Below are 18,262 nucleotides of genomic sequence, written 5' to 3' on the forward strand. Positions count from 1 at the left end.
CAATTTAAAATAAAAAAGGGTTCCTTTACGATAAATTATCGTACGGGAATCCTTTTTAAATTAATCAATTTGCTTTAATGTTTGTTCAATGTGTTCAAGGGCCTTATCGCGACCAATTAATTCAATTGATTCTGGCAATTCAGGACCAGTCATTTCATGGGTTACCGCGATTCTAATTGGCATCCAAAGTTTACGCCCCTTAATCTTGGTATCTTTTTGAACCGCCTTAATCGTTCTTAGAATTTCAATCTTATCAAAGATTTGTAATTCCTTTGCCCGCTTAGCAAATTCCTTTAGAACTACAGGTGCAGTATCGTTACTGATTTCTTCAAGTGCATCGCCAGTTACTTGATCTGGTTCATGGAAGAAAACATCAGCCATTTCATTAATTTGCGCCATGTAACTCATTTGTTGTTTGTAAACGTTGATCAGCTTCCGTGCCCATTCAACTGTCTTGGCATCTGGATTAGCTGGAATATTACCCTTATCGATCAATTGACGAAGCGCAAGATCCATCACAACGTCTTCATCACTAGATTTAACGTATTGATTATTGATCCATTCCAACTTTTTGTTATCGAACTTAGCGGGTGACTTACTCAATCGCTTATAATCATACATCTTAATGAATTCACGTTCTGAGAAGATTTCATCTTCACCAACTGGTGACCAACCAAGTAAGGTAATGAAATTGAACATTGCTTCTGGGAGGTATCCTAAGTCGCGATATTGTTCAATGAATTGAATAATCGATTCATCACGTTTACTTAACTTCTTCCCTGAATCAGCGCTGGTGATCAAACTCATGTGCCCAAACTTAGGAGCATCCCAACCAAATGCATCGTAGATCATCAATTGCTTTGGTGTATTGGATACGTGGTCATCACCTCTAAAGACGTGGCTGATTTCCATTAAATGATCATCAACAACTACGGCGAAGTTATAAGTAGGCATCCCGTCACGCTTGGCAATAACGAAGTCCCCACCAACACTATCGGAATTAAATGATAAATGACCCTTTACCATATCATCCCATTCATAGTCATGGTTCTTTGGAACTCGGAACCGAATCACTGGCTTTAAGCCCTTGGCTTTTGCATCAGCAATTGCTTGGTTCTTTTCTTCTTCGGTCATGCCTTCAAATTCATATTCATAATGGGGCATTACACCACGGGCCTTTTGTTCTTCTCGGTCAGCGGTAAGCTCTTCTTCAGTCCGATATGATTCATAAGCCTTCCCTTCATCCAATAATTTTTGAATGAGTGGTTCATAAATATCACGGCGTTCTGATTGACGGTATGGTCCAAAATCACCTGGTTTATCTGGACCTTCATCCCAATCCAAACCTAACCACTTTAAGTTATCTAATTGACTGATTTCACCATCAGCCACGTTTCTTTTCGTATCAGTATCTTCAATTCTGATAATAAATTTACCCTTATTATGACGGGCAAAAAGATAATTGAAAATTGCAGTTCTTGCGTTTCCAATGTGTAAATGTCCAGTAGGACTTGGTGCGTATCTAACTCGAATCGAATTCTTAGCCAATTCTATTCCCCTCTTTTACTAAAATCGTTATTAATTATAACATACTCATATTTTTTTGCCCTAGGATTAACTTATTTTCTAAGCGCAATTGAAAGGGCCTCTCTAAGGGTTGAAACACCAATGACTTTAATTCCAGTCGGTGGTGTCCAACCATTCAAATTATTTTTAGGAACTAATACCCGTTCAAAGCCCAGCTTTTGAGCTTCTGCAACCCGTTGTTCAATTCTTGTGACCCGACGAATTTCTCCGGTCAATCCAATTTCTCCGATATAACATTCTGACGGAAGCGTTCCTTGATCCTTATAGCTAGAAGCAATGCTGACTGCCATTGCTAAATCAATTGCCGGCTCGTTCAACTTCACCCCACCAGCAGCTTTCAAATAAGCATCTTGGTTCTGTAACATTAGGCCCGCACGTTTTTCTAAAACTGCCATGATCAAGGAAACGCGGTTGCGATCCAGACCAGATGCCGTCCGCTGAGCGTTTCCAAAAATCGATGGTGTGATCAAAGCCTGAATTTCAACTAGGATCGGCCGTGTTCCCTCCATTGAGACAACGATTGCCGATCCCGTTGCATCCTTAAGTCGTTCTTCTAGGAAAATTTCTGAAGGGTTCCGAACTTCTTTTAAGCCCCCCTCACGCATTTCAAAAACACCTAGCTCGTTCGTTGAACCAAACCGATTTTTAACGGCCCTTAGTAGTCGATAAGAATGGTGCATATCGCCTTCAAAGTAAAGGACCGTATCAACCATGTGTTCCAAAGTCTTAGGACCTGCTAATGCGCCACCCTTAGTAACATGACCAACTACGAAGATGGTAATCCCCTTTGACTTAGCAATGTTCATTAAATCAGAGGTAATCCCTCTAACCTGCGCAACGGAGCCAATCGCAGACTGGATTGCAGGCTCTTCGACAGTCTGAACTGAATCAATTACGACTGCATCTGGTTGTAACTCCTCAATGGCATGTCTAATTGAATCCATGTCAGTCTCTGGGTAAATATATAACTGATCACTAGCAACCGCTAAGCGATCAGCGCGCAACTTAATTTGATTAGCACTTTCTTCACCTGAAACATAAAGCATCTTGTGTCCAGAATTGCTTAACTCCCCTGATATTTGCAACAAGAGTGTTGATTTACCAATTCCTGGATCCCCACCAATTAATATTAATGAGCCGGGCACCACACCTCCTCCTAAGACGCGATTAAATTCCTCTGAATCCGTCTTTACTCGCATCTCAGTACGCGATTTAATTTCACCGACTAATTCAGGCCTAGTTGAGCTTCCATCAAAGTCAGTTCGACTAGGCGAAATTTTTTTGGCACTCCCGGTGCTTGCGTTTTGCGGTTTAACGATTTCTTCAACCAGTGTATTCCATTTGCCGCAATTGGGGCATCGGCCTAAGAAACGTGGTGAAATATATCCACAATTATCACAAACATACTGGGTTTTTACCTTTGCCAAGTGACCACCCCTTCCTACTTACCAGAAGAACCAAAACCACCAGTTCTTTGCTGGGCTTGACTAGCATCATCATTGTCCGCCACCAAGTAAGGCATAAAAATGCCTTGAGCAATTCTTTCACCCTTTTTAATTTTGCGATCAGTAAGCCCAAAGTTAATCATTTGAACGAAAATCTCGCCTTCATTATTGGGATTGTCATAATAATCAGCGTCAATTACACCAATTCCGTTCGGCAAATACATTCCCCGCTTAAGCGGATTACTAGAACGGTTCGCAATAATTAGGACCTCATCATTTTTCATATAAGCCTTAATACCAGTAGGTACTAACAGGGGTTTTAAAATTTGTTGAGCATCCTTTAAATCATCAGTAGCCACCTTTTTACGATGCTTGATGGCCCACAAAATTCGTAAAAAGTTCAGTTTCCAAATCGATGGTAGAACAAAATCCTCCGCACTAGCAAAATCATACCCAGCTGCCTGCTGAGTAGCTCGAAATGGAAGGGTTAATCCACTATCCTTATATTTTGAAACGATCTCAAATCCACGATTCATTTTTTCACGTCCTTAATTTAATTAATAGTCAAATTATACTATTATCCATTCTTTAAATCAGTATTCAAAAGATGATTTACGAAAAAAGTAGATAAATTAATTAGATTTTGCTAAAATTTTTTTATTAATAACGATAAATATTAAATCTTGAATTGCTTATTGCAACAAATTTTGAGACAATTACCATTAGCGAATAAATATGTTGGATTTTAATCGGATGATTAAATAGTTGCTAAGTTCTCATTCCGCAGTACACTTATTAATTTCTAGAGGGGCATACAAGATGAGCCAAGACGATTTAAAAAAAATAGTTGGGATTGAATCCGTAAAGTACATTGAAGATGGGATGACCGTTGGATTAGGTACTGGTTCAACGGTTAGATACCTAGTTGAAGCATTAGGGGAACGGGTCAAAAATGAACACTTAAATATCATTGGAGTCCCAACTTCGAACCGAACTGCCAAGCGTGCAACCCAATTGGGAATCACGGTTAAGGATATTGATCAAGTTGACCATATTGATTTAACAATTGATGGAGCAGATCAAATTGATGCAAACTACCAGGGAATCAAGGGGGGCGGCATTGCCCACCTAAGAGAAAAAATCGTTGCAATTAATTCCAAGAAGAACATTTGGATCGTTGATGAATCGAAGTTAACTAAACAATTAGGTTCATTTCCCCTACCAGTCGAAGTTATCCCATATGGTAGTCAACAACTATTTAAAAAGTTTAAAAAGCGCGGCTACAATCCAAAATTTAGAATGGATGGTGAAAGATTCATTCTGACCCATTCCAAAAACTACATCATTGACCTTGGATTAGGTAAAATTGGTGATCCCCATAAACTCGCCAAAAATCTAAAGGATATGACTGGCGTCGTTGAACATGGACTATTTTTAGACATAGTTAATACAATTATCGTTGGCCATCCAGATGGTCCAGAAACAATTCAAGCTAGATAATCTGTAAAAATTAGCAAAACTCAGTGGGTTTTGCTTTTTATTTAGGCTTTTTTTGTTTACAATATGGTTATTGTTCTATTAATTAAGGAGTGAATTCAATGAGTAAGAGTATCAATTTTGATGATATCAAGAATTATCAGTCTGACGTAGATAAGCGCAAAGACGCTAAGATTTTAGAGCGCGCCGTTTCTCACCAAGGAGTCGCTAAAGTTAGTGCTAACTACAGTTCAGAAATCGCTAACAAACCTGTGTTTTCCATTGAATTAGAAACTGGTGACGTTGCGAACCAACAACGCAGTGGTCGTTGTTGGACATTTGCAGCCTTGAACACTTTACGCCACAAAGTTGCAAATGAATTTAACCTCAAGGGTAACTTTGAATTATCACAAAACTACATTAACTTCTGGGATAAGTTTGAAAAGTCAAACTTCTTCTTGGAAAATATCATTAACACTGCCGATAAAAAGCGGACATCTAGAAAAGTTTCATTTCTCCTTGCTACCCCCCAACAAGACGGTGGACAATGGGATATGCTCTGTGCATTAGTTGAAAAGTACGGTGTCGTTCCTCAATCAGCAATGTCAGAAACTTTCAATAGTAATAACTCTGCTGATTTAAACAGCGTTTTAAACTTGAAGCTTAGACGCGATGCAATGATCTTGAGAAACCTAGTTAATGATGGTGAATCAAAAGAAAAAATCGCTGCTAAAAAGGACAAGATGCTCAATGAAATCTATCGAGTACTTGTTTATGCTTTGGGTGAACCAGCTAAAAAGTTTGACTTTGAATACCGTGATAAAAATAATAACTATCACATTGAAAAGGGTCTTACTCCTAAGACGTTCTACAAGAAATACATCCAATTAGATTTGGAAGATTACGTTTCAATCATTAATTCGCCTACTGACGATAAGCCTTACAAGAAGACTTACACAATTGAATTACTAGGAAACGTTGTTGGTGGTCGTCAAGTTAAGCATTTAAACCTTTCAATCGATGACTTTGAAAAATTAGCAATCAAGCAGCTAAAAAATGGCGAAACAGTTTGGTTCGGTAGTGATGTTGGTCAAGATTCTGATCGGCAAAAGGGAATCATGGACGACAAACTTTACTCCAGAAATGAACTATTTGACATTAACCTTGATTTAACCAAGGCAGAACAATTAGACTACGGTGAAAGTGTAATGGATCATGCTATGGTTATCACTGGAGTAGACATCGTTGATGGTAAACCAACTAAGTGGAAAGTTGAAAATAGTTGGGGTAAAAAAGTTGGAACTGATGGTTACTTCGTAATGAGTGAATCATGGTTCAGAAAGTACGTTTACCAAGTTGTTATCAACAAAAAATACTTCTCAGATGAATTAAAGAAAGCCCAAGCACAAGACCCAATCGTCTTAGATCCATGGGATCCAATGGGTACCTTAGCTAAATTCTAATTTCAAAATAAAAAGCTGATCCTTAGGGATCAGCTTTTTATTTACAATGTTTTTTTATCAACAATTTTTAATTGACGGTCTAATTCATATTGAATTGGTTTCCCGTTCGGTACCTCGACTCTATCGATTTGTCCATCACTAATGCGTTCTAGATACTTAATCATGGCGCGTAAAGTACTACCGTGGGCAATGACCAATTGATTATGACCATCTAACAGGCGTGGAGCAATGGCATCCTCCCAGTATGGCATAATCCGTTCGTAAGCCATTTTTAAACTTTCCCCTAGGGGTTCCAATACCCCAATTCGTTCATAGCGGTAGTCATGGTCACGTTCTTTCAACAACGGCGGCACCGAATCGAAACTACGCCGCCATTGATTAAACTGTTGCTCCCCCACTCGTTGCTTAACAACTTGTTTATTTTGACCACGTAGCGCTCCATAATGGCGTTCGTTCAAGCGCCATGATTTATGCTCATCAATAAAGGCCTGCTCAATTTCATCTAAAACGATGTTAGTGGTATCGATTGCTCGAATTAAAAAGGAAGTGTGAACATCATCAAATTGAATTCCAGTGGCCTTAATTTTCTGACCTGCTAAATGAGCCTGTGCAATTCCGACATCAGTCAATGAAACATCATTCCAACCAGTAAAGATATTATTAGCATTTGCTAAACTTTCTCCATGCCGCATTAACGTTAAAAACAATCGTTATCCCACACTTTCTAATTTGATCACTCAATAGCATCCTTCATTTCGGAGCTATCGGTCTTAGTGCGATTACCAATGAAGGTAATGACTGAACTAATTAAAATTACAATAATTCCAATAATTGTATTAATCGAGAGGGTTTCATGTAAAATCAAGAGTGCCAAAATAGGGGCTAACCCTGGCTTTATAAAGAATACGAGCGATGCCATTGAGACCCCGCCGCGATCCATGGCCAAGAAGTAAAATGCAAAGCCCCCACCTGTCACGCAGACACAAATAAAGAATAAAATCCAAAAATAATGGACACTAACGTTTTGTAAAATCGGTGTATCAGCAAAGGATTTCATCCAATTAACCGTTCTCATTGAATTAGCAACTGCTGGAACTTTAGAAATCAATACTAATCCAAACAACTCGATCGAACCAGCAATAAATGTATAACAGGTCATCGTTATTCCATCAAAGCCACTAACTACGGATGACCACCGTGATACGATGCTATAAAGGCCAAACGTAACTGCAGAACCAATCGCTAGTGAAATCCCCAGCGGATTAGTTAACTTAGTTGGATTAACGATTATTAATAACCCTGCTATTGATAATAGCATTGAAATTAAATTCAAGCGACCAATTCGCTCTTTTAAAATAATAAACGCAAATAGCAATGAAAAAACGGGATTAACGCTAAACAATACCGCAACCGTTGCGGCTTCATCATATTCAATCGCCATTTGATATAGCGTCATACTAACAATCACACATAAAAAGCCACTCAATGCAAACACTAGCAGGTCTTTTTTGGTAAATTGCTGGTTCGCTTTTTTACTGTGCCGCAAAGCAATTGGTAATAGGACCAAGCCACCCACGAAGAATCGAATTAAATTAAGTTGAATCGGTGAAAAAGCACCTTGGACACTCTTTAAAGCAATTTCCATCGAACTGAACATAAAGGTTGAAATTAAAACATATAAAAGCGTTTTTCGCAAAACAATTTCGCTTCCTTATCTGATTAAAATTTTTGAACCAACGTCATTAAGATTGGAATTACGATTAAACTAAGTAACGTAGTTTCAGTTACCATTAACGATGCGTATTCATCATCCGCATTATATAGTTTGGATACAACTGGTGCATTCGTCATCACGGGCATTGCAGATTGCAAAATAAAAACTTGTTTCATTAATACTGGCATGTTCGTAAACGTTACCAATAATGTCATCAAAAGCGGTGCCATCATGAACCGTCCCAATAGAATGCCCCAGTTAAGACGATCGAACTTCACAGCCTTTAAGCTCACCTTAGAAACAGCAATCCCTATAAATAACATCGAAAGCGGGGTTGTTAACCCACCAATATAGTCACAGCTTTGGAGGACTGGTTCTAAAATTGGGTGTAATAACTCCATTTTGGGAATGTCCAAGAGGACCATGATAACGGCAACGATAAACCCTAACAGTGGTGGTGAAAAAACTTTTTGTAGGGTTTGTTTTAAATTAAACTTGCTATCGGCATCACCATCCCGTTGGATCAAATAAACGCCCAGCGTCCAAAAGAACGTGGTATTTGCCATATAATAAACCAACACATATGGTAAACTGCGATTCCCAAATAATGCTATGTTGACTGGCAAGCCCACAAAAACAGTATTAGAATTAAAAAACATGGATTCGAACAATCCACGATGGTACTTAGCGATCCTAAGCGCCCTGGCAACCGCCACTGAGATCCCGAATAAAATCAACATGGAAATAACGGGGAAGCGAAGGTCAGGCAATGTATGTAAAAGCGTCTGTGCGGTAAATTTACTAGTGATCGTGCTAATCATATAGGCAGGTAAAGCAACTTGGGTAACGATTTTTGCGATCAGTTTCGAAGATTTCTCATCGAACCACTGTCGTTTAGCCAAGAAGAAGCCTAATAGGATCATTAATAAAATCACTACAATTCCAGAAATACTCTTCTCAAAAACTATCAAATAGCATCACATCCTAACTCAAAAATTATTGTAACAGTTTGCATTATAGCATAAAAATAAGTCTGCTTTAACGCTTCAATTTTTTCAAATATTAAATATTAAATTGGTGTTAAATATCACTAAGTAAAGTTGTGATTTGGTTCAATTTTTTTTATAATGCAAACATATTGTTTAAAAATCGAATTCAAGACTATAAATGATGGGGTAATTAAAATATGAATAATTCAAACGAAAATAATGGTTATCAACGACGCGAAAATCGAACCCATTTTAAAAAACGTAGTCATAAAAAGCTATGGACGTTCCTGATTATCTTACTAATCATCGTAACGGCTGGATTGATTTACTTATATATGGCTTATAATAGTGCACAAAAAACATTCAATAAAACATTTGAAGCTGGTGATACTCATAAATTAAGGGATGTATCATCAGTGATCAGTAAGGATAAGCCATTTTCAATCTTACTATTAGGAACTGATACAGGGGCATTGGGTCGTGATGACATGGGAAGAACTGATACCATGATGGTAGTCACGATTAATCCCAAAAAAGAGAATATTTCAATCACTAGTATTCCACGGGATACTAAGGTAACTGTACCTGGTGATTCGCAACCATATGAAAAAATTAATGCTGCGTATACGATTGGTGGGCCATCGACTGCCGTTCAAACGGTTCAAAACTTGTTGAACATCCCAATTGATTTTTACGCAATCATTAACATGGGTGGACTCGAAAAAATGGTTGATGCCGTCGGTGGCGTGGAAGTCGATCCGCCACTTACGTTTAAGTACGGTAATGCAAACGTGGTCAAGGGGCAAAAGGTAACTTTAAACGGTAAACAAGCACTTGATTACTCAAGAATGCGCCATGAAGATCCAACCGGTGATTACGGTCGACAAGCACGCCAAAGAGAAGTACTTCAAAAACTAGTCCTTAAGGCAATGAAGATTTCTTCACTACCACGTTACAAAGAAATCCTCGAATCACTAAATGGTAATTTAAAGACTGATATTACTTTTAATGACATGGTTTCGATGCGGGCTCGTTATGGTGATGCAACGCACCATATTAAGTCAGATACCCTGCAAGGTGAAGACGCCACTATCGATGGGATTGACTATCAAGTCGCACCAGAATCAGAATTACTAAGGGTTTCTAACTACATTCGTAAGAATCTAAACCTCAGTTCACTATCAAGTATCTCAGCAACACAAAGTGCTACTGATGATAACGGTAGCGGAATTGATAGTACCACTGACGGAACTAGTACTGATGGAACTGGTACTGGCACTACTACCAATTCATCAACTGGATATTAAACAAAAAAATACCAATCTGGGTAATGCCCAGATTGGTATTTTTAGTTTCAATTATTATTTGGTAATTTCATCCATGTTTAAGCCCAATGCATCAGCGACACGTTTTCCATATTCATGATCTGCATTGTAAAATTGACGCGTTTCCAAAACCTTATTTTCATGGCTCTTCACAGTCCCGAGAGTTCCCTTAATCGTCTCAATTAAGCGGTCTCGTTCCTCTGGGCTCATAACACGGTATAAGGCACCAGCGTCAGAATAATAGTCGACATCGTAGGTCTTATAACTACCTGCATCCCCCTCAACGCTAAATGGCTTAATATTAGCATGAGGATCTTCAACAGGACCACCTTCACCATTTGGTTCGTAGTTAACGGCATTCCCCTGATCATGAGCCATAAAACCATCCCGTTCATAGTTCTTAGGGGTACCGTTCTTCGGACGATTAATTGGTAGCTGTTCATAGTTAGCACCTAATCGATATCTTTCAGCATCTTTATATGCAAACAAGCGTCCTTGAAGTAACTTGTCTGGGGATGCTTCAATTCCTGGAACTAGATTAGCTGGTGAAAAAGCGGCTTCTTCGACGTCATCAAAATAATTAGTTGGATTTTCATCCAATGTAAATTCACCGACTTCTTGGAGTGGATAGTCTGCATGACTAACGACCTTGGTCACATCAAAAATGTCCTTCTTATAATTCAAACCATCTTCATAAGGAATAATTTGCACCATCACTTTCCACTTTGGGAAGTTTTTATCTGCAATTGCATCATATAGATCATGAAGCAAGAAATCAGTATCCTTTGAAGCGGTCTTAGCAGCCGTTTCGTTCGACATGTTCTTTACGCCTTGTTCACTCATAAAGTGATATTTAACCCAGAACACCTCACCCTTGGCGTTGACCCATTTATAAGTATGACTTCCATACCCATTCATTTCACGATAACTAGCAGGATTACCACGGTCACCCATTAAATAGGTCACTTGATGAACTGATTCTGGAGAATGGGACCAAAAATCCCATTGCATATCTTGACTTCTTAAGTGAGTATCTGGTTCACGCTTTTGCGAATGAATAAAATCTGGGAACTTAAGTGGATCATTAACGAAAAAGACAGGGGTATTATTACCAACGATATCGTAATTACCGTCATTAGTGTAGAACTTCAATGCGAATCCACGAACATCGCGTTCTGTATCTGGATATCCTGATTCACCAGCAACTTGGGAAAATCTGATGATCATTGGTGTCTTTTTACCAGGTTCGCCATTAAAAATATCAGCCTTAGTATATTTACTCATATCATGAGTTAGCTTAAAGAACCCCTTTGCACCAGCTCCCTTAGCATGAACGACTCGTTCTGGAATTCTTTCACGATTAAAGTGTGCTAGTTTTTCTAGTAATTGGTAGTCTTGCATTAAAACAGGGCCACGATTTCCAGCTGTTTGTGAATGATTATTGTCAGCCCATGGTTGACCTTCAGCTGTTTTGATCTTATCTGTCATGTGAACCACTCCTTTTAATAAATACAATATTTTTACAGAATAATGGTAACATGGTGTCACTTTATTGACAAACAAAACGGCGCACAAAAAAAGCTGAAACGCATTTCTGCATTTCAGCTTCTTATTTATGCGGCCAAGAGGACTCGAACCTCCACCGAGAAAATTCCCGACAAGATCCTTAATCTTGCGCGTCTGCCAATTCCGCCATGGCCGCATGTGAAAATCAACATATATAAATATATCAAATATTCACAAAATAAGCAACTCTTTTTTTATTATTCACCACGAACAGTAGCGCCATCACGGTCGAGATCCATTACCCGCACTTTTCCTGCTAATCGGTCATCTGCACGGAGTTGATCACGCAACTTGATCAATAAGTCTCTTTGCCCCAGCGATACGATCACTGGACCCGTACCGCTAATAAAGGTTCCATAAATCCCTAAATTATGAGCGGCCGTACGAATTAGATCTAAATTGTCTTGATCGCGTTTCAAATTTTCTTCTCCAAAATATTCTCCCTCAATCAAAGAAGATGCAACGGCCCAATTATCAGTAATTAAAGCTGCTACTAATAAGTTAGCATCGTTACTGGCTGCTAATGCAGACTGGGCATTAATTTGCTTAGGTAGCTCGATTTTGCCTACTTTACCACGTGGCATAACAAACATTAACGCTGAAACGGCGGGCATTTTAGCTTTAATTGCAGTTAATTGACCATCTTTTTCATTTGAAATTGTTAAATCACCTAAAAAACCGGCAGCAACATTTTCAGAATGCTCTTCAATTTCACTTCCAATTTGCATCTGTTCGTCGATTGAAAGATTTAAATTTCCCAAAGCATTGGCAATTTTTATCCCTACGATTACTGCAGTAGTACTAGATCCCAAACCATGTTCAACTGGGATATCAGACATTACCGTTAATTGATGGGGATGAATTTTAGGATCTAACCGTAAAATTGTTTGAACGATTAAATTATTTTCATCATGCGGAATGTTTTCACCGAGCGCATGGTTAACACGCCAATGGTCAGTTTCTTCTTCTACGATTACTGTATAGTAAAGGTGTAATGCTAACCCTAATGAATCGATACCAGGACCTAAATTAGAAACAGTCGCTGGAACTCGAATAATGATCTTTCCCAATGAATATCGCTCCTTTATCTTCTTTGTGAAATTAATTTTAACCTACCACGACATTTCCCGCAAACAAACTTGCTCGTGTTAATTAACCGTTCGCGATTATATTTTCGATGACATTTTTCACACTCAAATGTATATCTGGGTTGATCAATGCGTGGAGCAAACCGTAGCCCACCCACCGCAGCTAAAAGCTGTTGAAATTCTTTTGTACGATGTTGACCACTATAACCTGCTAAATGGAGATGGTAGTGGCATAATTCATGCTTAATAACCCCAATTAGCGTTTCTTTAGAAAAAGCCGTTAACATCTTCGGATTAATATCAATATTGTGACTTTTTAAATAATAACGTCCGCCCGTGGTTTTTAAACGATGGTTAAAATAAATCCGATGGTTAAACGGTCGGGCAAAATACCGTTGTGAAATTTTTTCACATAGCGCTTGTAATTCCTGATTGGACAATAATAAAATCTCCTCTACCCCTTAATACTTTAAAATACGTGATTATATTATTATCCGATTAATAAAAAAAACGGGTTGCCCCGTTTTTAATCATTAACCTACTAAAATTTTTTGAGTATATTTAATTACGCGTGCAACACTATCGCTTTGGGCATCTTCTGAATCTTTAAAGGCCCCTTTATCAATAGTATTTTCATCAACATTAATACTATCAACCATCTCTTGGCATGCATCAGCATAATCTGAATAAGCACCCACTAACAACTTATGCTTACCAAGAACCCTTGCTGGAACGCCTAGCACTTTTAACTTGCGAAGGGTTTCCTTATAAAAAGTAGTCCCATTTTGAAATTTTTCTTTCGTCTCTGCTAAGTTAATATCAGATAAATCATCCTTATCCAATGCCTTTTTTAATGGTTCATAAAACTTAGCCAGCTTTTCACCAGTTTTATCCGTTTCAGTAATTAATTGTGAAACAGTTGGTGCATAGTTACTCATTTTTGCGCCCTTCATATTTGTTAACTCCTTTTTATTTCCAGAATGTGGAATAGATATTTACAGGTAATTCCCGTTTATGTTCAGTCTTAATATACCAGTTTTCAATGGTTTGCGCAGCTTTTTCATCAACATCCTTACCCTCTAAATAAGCATCGATGTCAGAATAACGAACCCCTAAAGCTGCTTCATCAGGTAATGCAGGACGATTATCCTCTAAATCAGCAGTTGGGACTTTATCATAGAGGTGTTTAGGCGCATTTAAAACGGCTAGTAGCATTTTCCCCTGCCGCTTATCTAAACGCCACAATGGAGTTATATCGGCTGCTCCATCACCAAATTTAGTATAAAAACCAGTAACTGCTTCTGCAGCATGATCCGTTCCAACTACGGCTCCAGAACATTCACCTGCAATTGCATACTGAGCGATCATCCGTTCACGTGCCTTGATGTTCCCCTTATTAAAATCATTAATAGTAGGGCCACCTTCTTCAACCGCATTAACTGCAGCATCAACCATTGGCTTAATATTAACTCGAATTGTCTTATCAGCATCCATATACTTAATTGCTTCCATAGCATCAGCTTCATCTGCTTGTTCACCATACGGCAACCGCACCGCGATAAACTGGTAGTCATTATTACCAGTTTCTTCACGTAATTCACTGATTGCCATTTGAGATAACTTACCAGCTAGTGTTGAATCTTGTCCTCCAGAAATACCGAGAACCAATGTTTTCAAAAAAGAATTCTTTTTCAAATAATCTTTCAAGAATTCGACACTATTTCTGATTTCTTGATGTGGATCAATCTCAGGCTTCACCTTCAAAGCAGCAATGATTTTCTTTTGTAAAGGTCTCATAAAGCTCCCCCTAATCTTAATAATTTAACTTTTGAACGTATCCATGAACCTGTTCGATCAACTTCATCTTATTATCCCAACAATTCTTAGATAGATCCACCGGATAATCCTGTGGGTTTAACTGCCGTTTGTATTCTGGCCACAGCGAAGCAAGCGATTCATTCGCATGGGCTTGGATATCGACTAATTCTGGAACCTCATAAACCTGTTCACCCTTATCAATTATTGTCTTTAAGAGTGGAGTAGCTTCAAAGTCAGTCAACGTCTTACTAATGTAAGTAAACTGCGGATGGAACATGTACAGACTATCTTGACTGTTAGGGTCTTCATCACTCAACGCAACGTAATCGCCTTCTGATTTTCCATCTGACTTCTTATTGATCCGCCAAACTTGTTTCTTCCCAGGAGTAGAGACCTTAGCAGCGTTATTAGATATTTTAATGGTATCACGCATTGTCCCATCGTCATTCTCCACTGAAACCATCTTATAGACAGCTCCCAAGGCTGGTTGATCATATGCGGTAATTAGCTTGGTCCCAACACCCCAGATGTCGATCTTAGCATCTTGCATTTTTAAACTAGTGATGGTGTTTTCATCTAAGTCATTTGAAGCAATGATCTTAGTGTCCTTAAAACCAGCTGCATCTAACATCTCCCGAATCCGTTTGGAAAGGTATGCCATATCGCCAGAATCAATCCGCACCCCTGCGAAGTTGATGCGGTCACCCATTTCCTTAGCAACCTTAATCGCATTAGGAACACCACTTTTCAAAGTATCATAAGTATCAACTAAAAAGACACAGTTCTTATGGGTTTCAGCATAGGCTTTGAAAGCATCGTAATCATGACCAAATGTTTCTACCAATGAATGAGCATGGGTACCACTAATTGGGATTCCAAATGACTTTCCAGCTAAAACATTAGAAGTAGAATTAAAGCCACCAATGAACGCAGCTCTAGTCCCCCAGAGGGCGGCAGCAGTTTCTTGTGCTCTTCTAGAACCAAATTCCATTAATGGATCGGATCCGACCGCTTGGCGAATCCGAGAGGCCTTTGTAGCGATCAACGTTTGATAGTTTACAATGTTTAAAATTGCAGTTTCAACTAATTGACACTCTGCTAAAGTTCCCTCTACCTGCATGATAGGTTCATTATTAAATACTAAATCTCCCTCTTGAGCAGAACGAATCGTCCCCGTAAACTTAAAGTTACGTAGAAATCCTAAAAATGCGGGGGTATATTCCCCATTTTCCTTTAAGTATTGAATGTCATCATCGGTAAAGTGAAGATTATTAACATAATTAATTACATGCTCTAATCCAGCAAATACGGCGTATCCATTTTCAAATGGCATCTTTCTGAAGAATACTTCGAACACCGCGTGGCGACTTTCCATTTTCTTTGAAAAATAAGTTTGCATCATATTGATTTCGTAATCATCAGTATGGAGCGTTAAATTCGTATAGTCTCTAAGTGACATTTCCTATTTACACCTCAAAATAATCTTTGATAAACTTGATAGTTCAATTATAATTAATATTATACATTGAAAGGATGTTTTTATTGAACGACAAGTTAAAAAAAACCACAATTTTAAATATTTCATATATTAATACTAACTTTACCCATTTTTTACAAATTATTCAAGCAAGAGTTCAGCAACGTGAAAATACATTCATTGCAACCGTCAATCCAGAAATTGCTTACTATGCATATCAAAACCATGATTACCAAAACCTTTTAAAACATGCTGATTTTATTACTCCAGATGGTATTGGAATTATTAAAGCATCTGAAATTATTAATCAACCCATTCAAGAAAGAATTACTGGGTTTGATATATTTAAAGCAATGCTAGAATGGGGAAATCAAAATCATAAATCAGCTTATTTCGTGGGGGCAAAACCTAAGGTTATTGAAGATTTAAAAAGTGTTTTGCATAAAAAGTATCCCAATTTAATAGTCAGTGGGATTCGTGATGGTTATTTCAAGGAGAACGAATCTGTGGCAAAAGAGATAAAACAACAACAACCTGACATGGTCTTTTTAGCCCTTGGATCACCGAAACAAGAGGAGTTCATTAATCAATATCGTCATTTAAATAACGGGCTTTGGATTGGCTTAGGCGGCAGTTTTGATGTTTTATCTGGTAATAATAAAAGAGCCCCAAAGTTTTGGATTAACCACCACTTAGAGTGGCTATATCGTTTACTTAAAGAACCAAAAAGGCTTCCCCGAGTTATGGTCATTCCGAAATACCTCAAGTTAGTTCGAAAATCAAAATAAAGTCGTAGTTGGATATAATCCAGCTACGACTTTATTTTTCGAGATAAAATTCAAACCGCTTTCCAACGTATTGAGTACGAACATATTCAAATGGAGTGCCATTTTGTAAATATGTGATTTGTCTAAGTCTTAAAATTGAATCCCCTTTTTTAATATCTAGATAGGTAGCAATTTTTTCTGAAGCTAACATTGCGGAAACCGTTTGGTGCGCTTTTCTAGGAATTAAATCCTTTTTCTCTTCCAACGCTCGATAAAGTGAACTAGTAACATCTGATTTACTAAGTCCATCAACAATGTTTTCAGGAACCGTTGCAACCTCAAAACAAATTGGAATTCCATCACCATAACGAATCCGTTCCATTCTAAGAACTTTATCGTTTTGACCAATTTTTAATTTTTCCATTTCACTTAATGATGGTGCCATCACATGATAAGAAATGGTCTTGCTATCAGGTTTTTTACCCTGTGAAACCATGATATCTGTAAAACTGGTTACCCCAGACATCTTCTCTTGCACCTTAGAATTAGCAACAAAAGTTCCTGAGCCCACATGTTGCTCTAAAATACCCTCATCTACTAAAGTTTGAATTGCTTGTCTTAAGGTCATTCTGCTAACTTGAAAATGATTAGCTAGTTCCCTTTCTGAAGGAATTCGATCACCAATTAGCCATTCTTTATCTTCAATTTTACGCTTGATTACATTATGGATTTGAATATAAATAGGTGAACTCAAATTAAAAATCCCTCCATTTGATTCTGATAGTTTCATTATATAGCATCTTTGATCAAATTTAATTCTTTTAAACTAAAAACATTTACACAATAAACAAAAAAACCGTTATATCAACGTATTTAAACATTAATAATAACGATTGTTTATTAAGATTGGGCTAGCTGGGTTCGAACCAGCGCATCACGGGATCAAAACCCGTTGCCTTACCACTTGGCTATAGCCCAATATTATGGAGGGGAGTGGATTCGAACCACCGAACCCGAAGGAGCGGATTTACAGTCCGCCGCGTTTAGCCAGACTTCGCTACCCCTCCGAAATGTAGAAGTATCGTATCAAACGACAATTAATATAATACCTAAATATAGCACAATAGTCAATAGTAAATTAACATTTTATTGTAATTACTCAACTAATTAGCTATATTTATGCCGGCTGCAGGACTTGAACCTGTGACCCTCGGTTTACGATACCGATGCTCTACCAACTGAGCTAAGCCGGCATATAATATAACACAAAAGTGCTAACATAAGTTAGCACTCTATCTAGTTATGACTCCGGCAGGCGGGCTCGAACCGTCGACAACCTGATTAACAGTCAGGTGCTCTACCAACTGAGCTATGCCGGAATAATTGCGTGGCAACGTCCTATCCTTGCAGGGGGCGATCCCCCAACTACTTTTGGCGCTCAAAAGCTTAACTTCTGTGTTCGACATGGGAACAGGTGTATCCTTCTGGCCATCATCACCACACTATTTATCTGTGAGAACTTCGTTCTCTCAAAACTAGATAATATC

General features: G+C 38.3%; 17 protein-coding genes, 5 tRNA genes and 1 rRNA gene. 4 read left to right on the plus strand and 19 right to left on the minus strand.

Annotation, left to right across the window (positions count from 1 at the left end):
- Positions 1-60: 60 nt before the first annotated feature.
- From gltX to ACSYTJ_RS05895, 3 genes are all read right to left on the minus strand, one after another.
- Complete coding sequence (gene gltX / locus ACSYTJ_RS05885) at positions 61-1,548, minus strand: glutamate--tRNA ligase (protein ID WP_491716672.1); 1,488 nt, start codon at positions 1,546-1,548, stop codon at positions 61-63.
- Positions 1,549-1,619: 71 nt separating this feature from the next.
- Entirely contained in the window at positions 1,620-3,014 is a 1,395-nt protein-coding gene (radA, locus tag ACSYTJ_RS05890) for a DNA repair protein RadA (RefSeq protein WP_491719733.1), read from the minus strand.
- A 14-nt stretch (positions 3,015-3,028) separates the two neighbouring features.
- Positions 3,029-3,568, minus strand: a complete 540-nt coding sequence (locus ACSYTJ_RS05895) for a dCTP deaminase/dUTPase family protein (protein WP_491719734.1) — start codon at positions 3,566-3,568, stop codon at positions 3,029-3,031.
- 283 nt (positions 3,569-3,851) lie between these two features.
- Between ACSYTJ_RS05895 and rpiA the strand changes: the two genes are divergently transcribed.
- Entirely contained in the window at positions 3,852-4,532 is a 681-nt protein-coding gene (rpiA, locus tag ACSYTJ_RS05900) for a ribose-5-phosphate isomerase RpiA (protein WP_491719735.1), read from the plus strand.
- A 98-nt stretch (positions 4,533-4,630) separates the two neighbouring features.
- Complete coding sequence (locus ACSYTJ_RS05905; RefSeq protein WP_491716676.1) at positions 4,631-5,971, plus strand: C1 family peptidase; 1,341 nt, start codon at positions 4,631-4,633, stop codon at positions 5,969-5,971.
- A gap of 41 nt (positions 5,972-6,012) precedes the next feature.
- On the opposite strand, the gene ACSYTJ_RS05910 is transcribed toward ACSYTJ_RS05905, so the two are convergent.
- The 3 genes from ACSYTJ_RS05910 to ACSYTJ_RS05920 are packed head-to-tail and all read right to left on the minus strand — an operon-like array spanning position 6,013 to position 8,656.
- Entirely contained in the window at positions 6,013-6,663 is a 651-nt protein-coding gene (locus ACSYTJ_RS05910) for a 2,3-bisphosphoglycerate-dependent phosphoglycerate mutase (RefSeq protein WP_491716677.1), read from the minus strand.
- Between the two features lie 41 nt (positions 6,664-6,704).
- Entirely contained in the window at positions 6,705-7,667 is a 963-nt protein-coding gene (locus tag ACSYTJ_RS05915; RefSeq protein WP_491719736.1) for a DMT family transporter, read from the minus strand.
- 23 nt (positions 7,668-7,690) lie between these two features.
- A complete protein-coding gene (locus ACSYTJ_RS05920; protein WP_491719737.1) occupies positions 7,691-8,656 on the minus strand; it encodes an AEC family transporter in 966 nt (321 codons plus the stop codon).
- Positions 8,657-8,871: 215 nt separating this feature from the next.
- Between ACSYTJ_RS05920 and ACSYTJ_RS05925 the strand changes: the two genes are divergently transcribed.
- Positions 8,872-9,981 (plus strand): LCP family protein, encoded by a 1,110-nt coding sequence (locus ACSYTJ_RS05925; RefSeq protein ID WP_491719738.1) that lies wholly within the window; start codon positions 8,872-8,874, stop codon positions 9,979-9,981.
- A gap of 54 nt (positions 9,982-10,035) precedes the next feature.
- Here the strand turns inward: ACSYTJ_RS05925 and ACSYTJ_RS05930 are convergent, their stop codons facing one another.
- The 7 genes from ACSYTJ_RS05930 to ACSYTJ_RS05960 all read right to left on the minus strand — a co-directional run bounded on the left by ACSYTJ_RS05930 (position 10,036) and on the right by ACSYTJ_RS05960 (position 15,930).
- The gene (locus tag ACSYTJ_RS05930; protein ID WP_491716681.1) at positions 10,036-11,487 is read right to left on the minus strand and encodes a catalase; all 1,452 of its coding nucleotides are present in this window, start codon (positions 11,485-11,487) and stop codon (positions 10,036-10,038) included.
- A 128-nt stretch (positions 11,488-11,615) separates the two neighbouring features.
- Positions 11,616-11,701 (minus strand) — tRNA-Leu (locus ACSYTJ_RS05935).
- A gap of 61 nt (positions 11,702-11,762) precedes the next feature.
- Positions 11,763-12,635, minus strand: coding sequence for a homoserine kinase (locus tag ACSYTJ_RS05940; RefSeq protein ID WP_491719739.1), 873 nt, complete (start codon positions 12,633-12,635; stop codon positions 11,763-11,765).
- A gap of 14 nt (positions 12,636-12,649) precedes the next feature.
- A complete protein-coding gene (locus tag ACSYTJ_RS05945) occupies positions 12,650-13,093 on the minus strand; it encodes a SprT family protein (protein WP_491716683.1) in 444 nt (147 codons plus the stop codon).
- 93 nt (positions 13,094-13,186) lie between these two features.
- Positions 13,187-13,606, minus strand: a complete 420-nt coding sequence (locus ACSYTJ_RS05950) for a hypothetical protein (RefSeq protein WP_491716684.1) — start codon at positions 13,604-13,606, stop codon at positions 13,187-13,189.
- Positions 13,607-13,622: 16 nt separating this feature from the next.
- The gene (gene nadE, locus ACSYTJ_RS05955) at positions 13,623-14,450 is read right to left on the minus strand and encodes an NAD(+) synthase (RefSeq protein ID WP_491719740.1); all 828 of its coding nucleotides are present in this window, start codon (positions 14,448-14,450) and stop codon (positions 13,623-13,625) included.
- A gap of 16 nt (positions 14,451-14,466) precedes the next feature.
- Positions 14,467-15,930: a nicotinate phosphoribosyltransferase gene (locus tag ACSYTJ_RS05960; protein WP_491719741.1), complete on the minus strand. Its 1,464-nt coding sequence runs from the start codon at positions 15,928-15,930 to the stop codon at positions 14,467-14,469.
- A 74-nt stretch (positions 15,931-16,004) separates the two neighbouring features.
- On the opposite strand from ACSYTJ_RS05960, the gene ACSYTJ_RS05965 reads away from it, so the two are divergent.
- A complete protein-coding gene (locus ACSYTJ_RS05965; RefSeq protein WP_491719742.1) occupies positions 16,005-16,736 on the plus strand; it encodes a WecB/TagA/CpsF family glycosyltransferase in 732 nt (243 codons plus the stop codon).
- Positions 16,737-16,767: 31 nt separating this feature from the next.
- Here ACSYTJ_RS05965 and ACSYTJ_RS05970 read toward each other — a convergent pair whose 3' ends face one another.
- From ACSYTJ_RS05970 to rrf, 6 genes are all read right to left on the minus strand, one after another.
- Entirely contained in the window at positions 16,768-17,469 is a 702-nt protein-coding gene (locus tag ACSYTJ_RS05970) for a GntR family transcriptional regulator (protein ID WP_491717311.1), read from the minus strand.
- Positions 17,470-17,621: 152 nt separating this feature from the next.
- A tRNA-Gln gene (locus ACSYTJ_RS05975) sits at positions 17,622-17,693 on the minus strand.
- Positions 17,694-17,699: 6 nt separating this feature from the next.
- Positions 17,700-17,782 (minus strand) — tRNA-Tyr (locus tag ACSYTJ_RS05980).
- 113 nt (positions 17,783-17,895) lie between these two features.
- Positions 17,896-17,968: transfer RNA gene (locus tag ACSYTJ_RS05985), tRNA-Thr, on the minus strand.
- Positions 17,969-18,021: 53 nt separating this feature from the next.
- Positions 18,022-18,094: transfer RNA gene (locus ACSYTJ_RS05990), tRNA-Asn, on the minus strand.
- A gap of 6 nt (positions 18,095-18,100) precedes the next feature.
- A 5S ribosomal RNA gene (rrf, locus tag ACSYTJ_RS05995) occupies positions 18,101-18,217 on the minus strand.
- Positions 18,218-18,262: the final 45 nt, after the last annotated feature.

The organism is Nicoliella sp. ESL1113 (assembly GCF_058509245.1).

What these genes read in the sequence shown, in the direction of transcription:
- ACSYTJ_RS05895 (WP_491719734.1), bottom strand. Translation starts at nt 3,568, where the DNA reads ATGAATCGTGGATTTGAGATCGTTTCAAAATATAAGGATAGTGGATTA.
- rpiA (WP_491719735.1), top strand. Translation starts at nt 3,852, where the DNA reads ATGAGCCAAGACGATTTAAAAAAAATAGTTGGGATTGAATCCGTAAAG.
- ACSYTJ_RS05905 (WP_491716676.1), top strand. Translation starts at nt 4,631, where the DNA reads ATGAGTAAGAGTATCAATTTTGATGATATCAAGAATTATCAGTCTGAC.
- ACSYTJ_RS05910 (WP_491716677.1), bottom strand. Translation starts at nt 6,663, where the DNA reads ATGCGGCATGGAGAAAGTTTAGCAAATGCTAATAATATCTTTACTGGT.
- ACSYTJ_RS05925 (WP_491719738.1), top strand. Translation starts at nt 8,872, where the DNA reads ATGAATAATTCAAACGAAAATAATGGTTATCAACGACGCGAAAATCGA.
- ACSYTJ_RS05930 (WP_491716681.1), bottom strand. Translation starts at nt 11,487, where the DNA reads ATGACAGATAAGATCAAAACAGCTGAAGGTCAACCATGGGCTGACAAT.
- ACSYTJ_RS05950 (WP_491716684.1), bottom strand. Translation starts at nt 13,606, where the DNA reads ATGAAGGGCGCAAAAATGAGTAACTATGCACCAACTGTTTCACAATTA.
- nadE (WP_491719740.1), bottom strand. Translation starts at nt 14,450, where the DNA reads ATGAGACCTTTACAAAAGAAAATCATTGCTGCTTTGAAGGTGAAGCCT.
- ACSYTJ_RS05960 (WP_491719741.1), bottom strand. Translation starts at nt 15,930, where the DNA reads ATGTCACTTAGAGACTATACGAATTTAACGCTCCATACTGATGATTAC.
- ACSYTJ_RS05965 (WP_491719742.1), top strand. Translation starts at nt 16,005, where the DNA reads ATGTTTTTATTGAACGACAAGTTAAAAAAAACCACAATTTTAAATATT.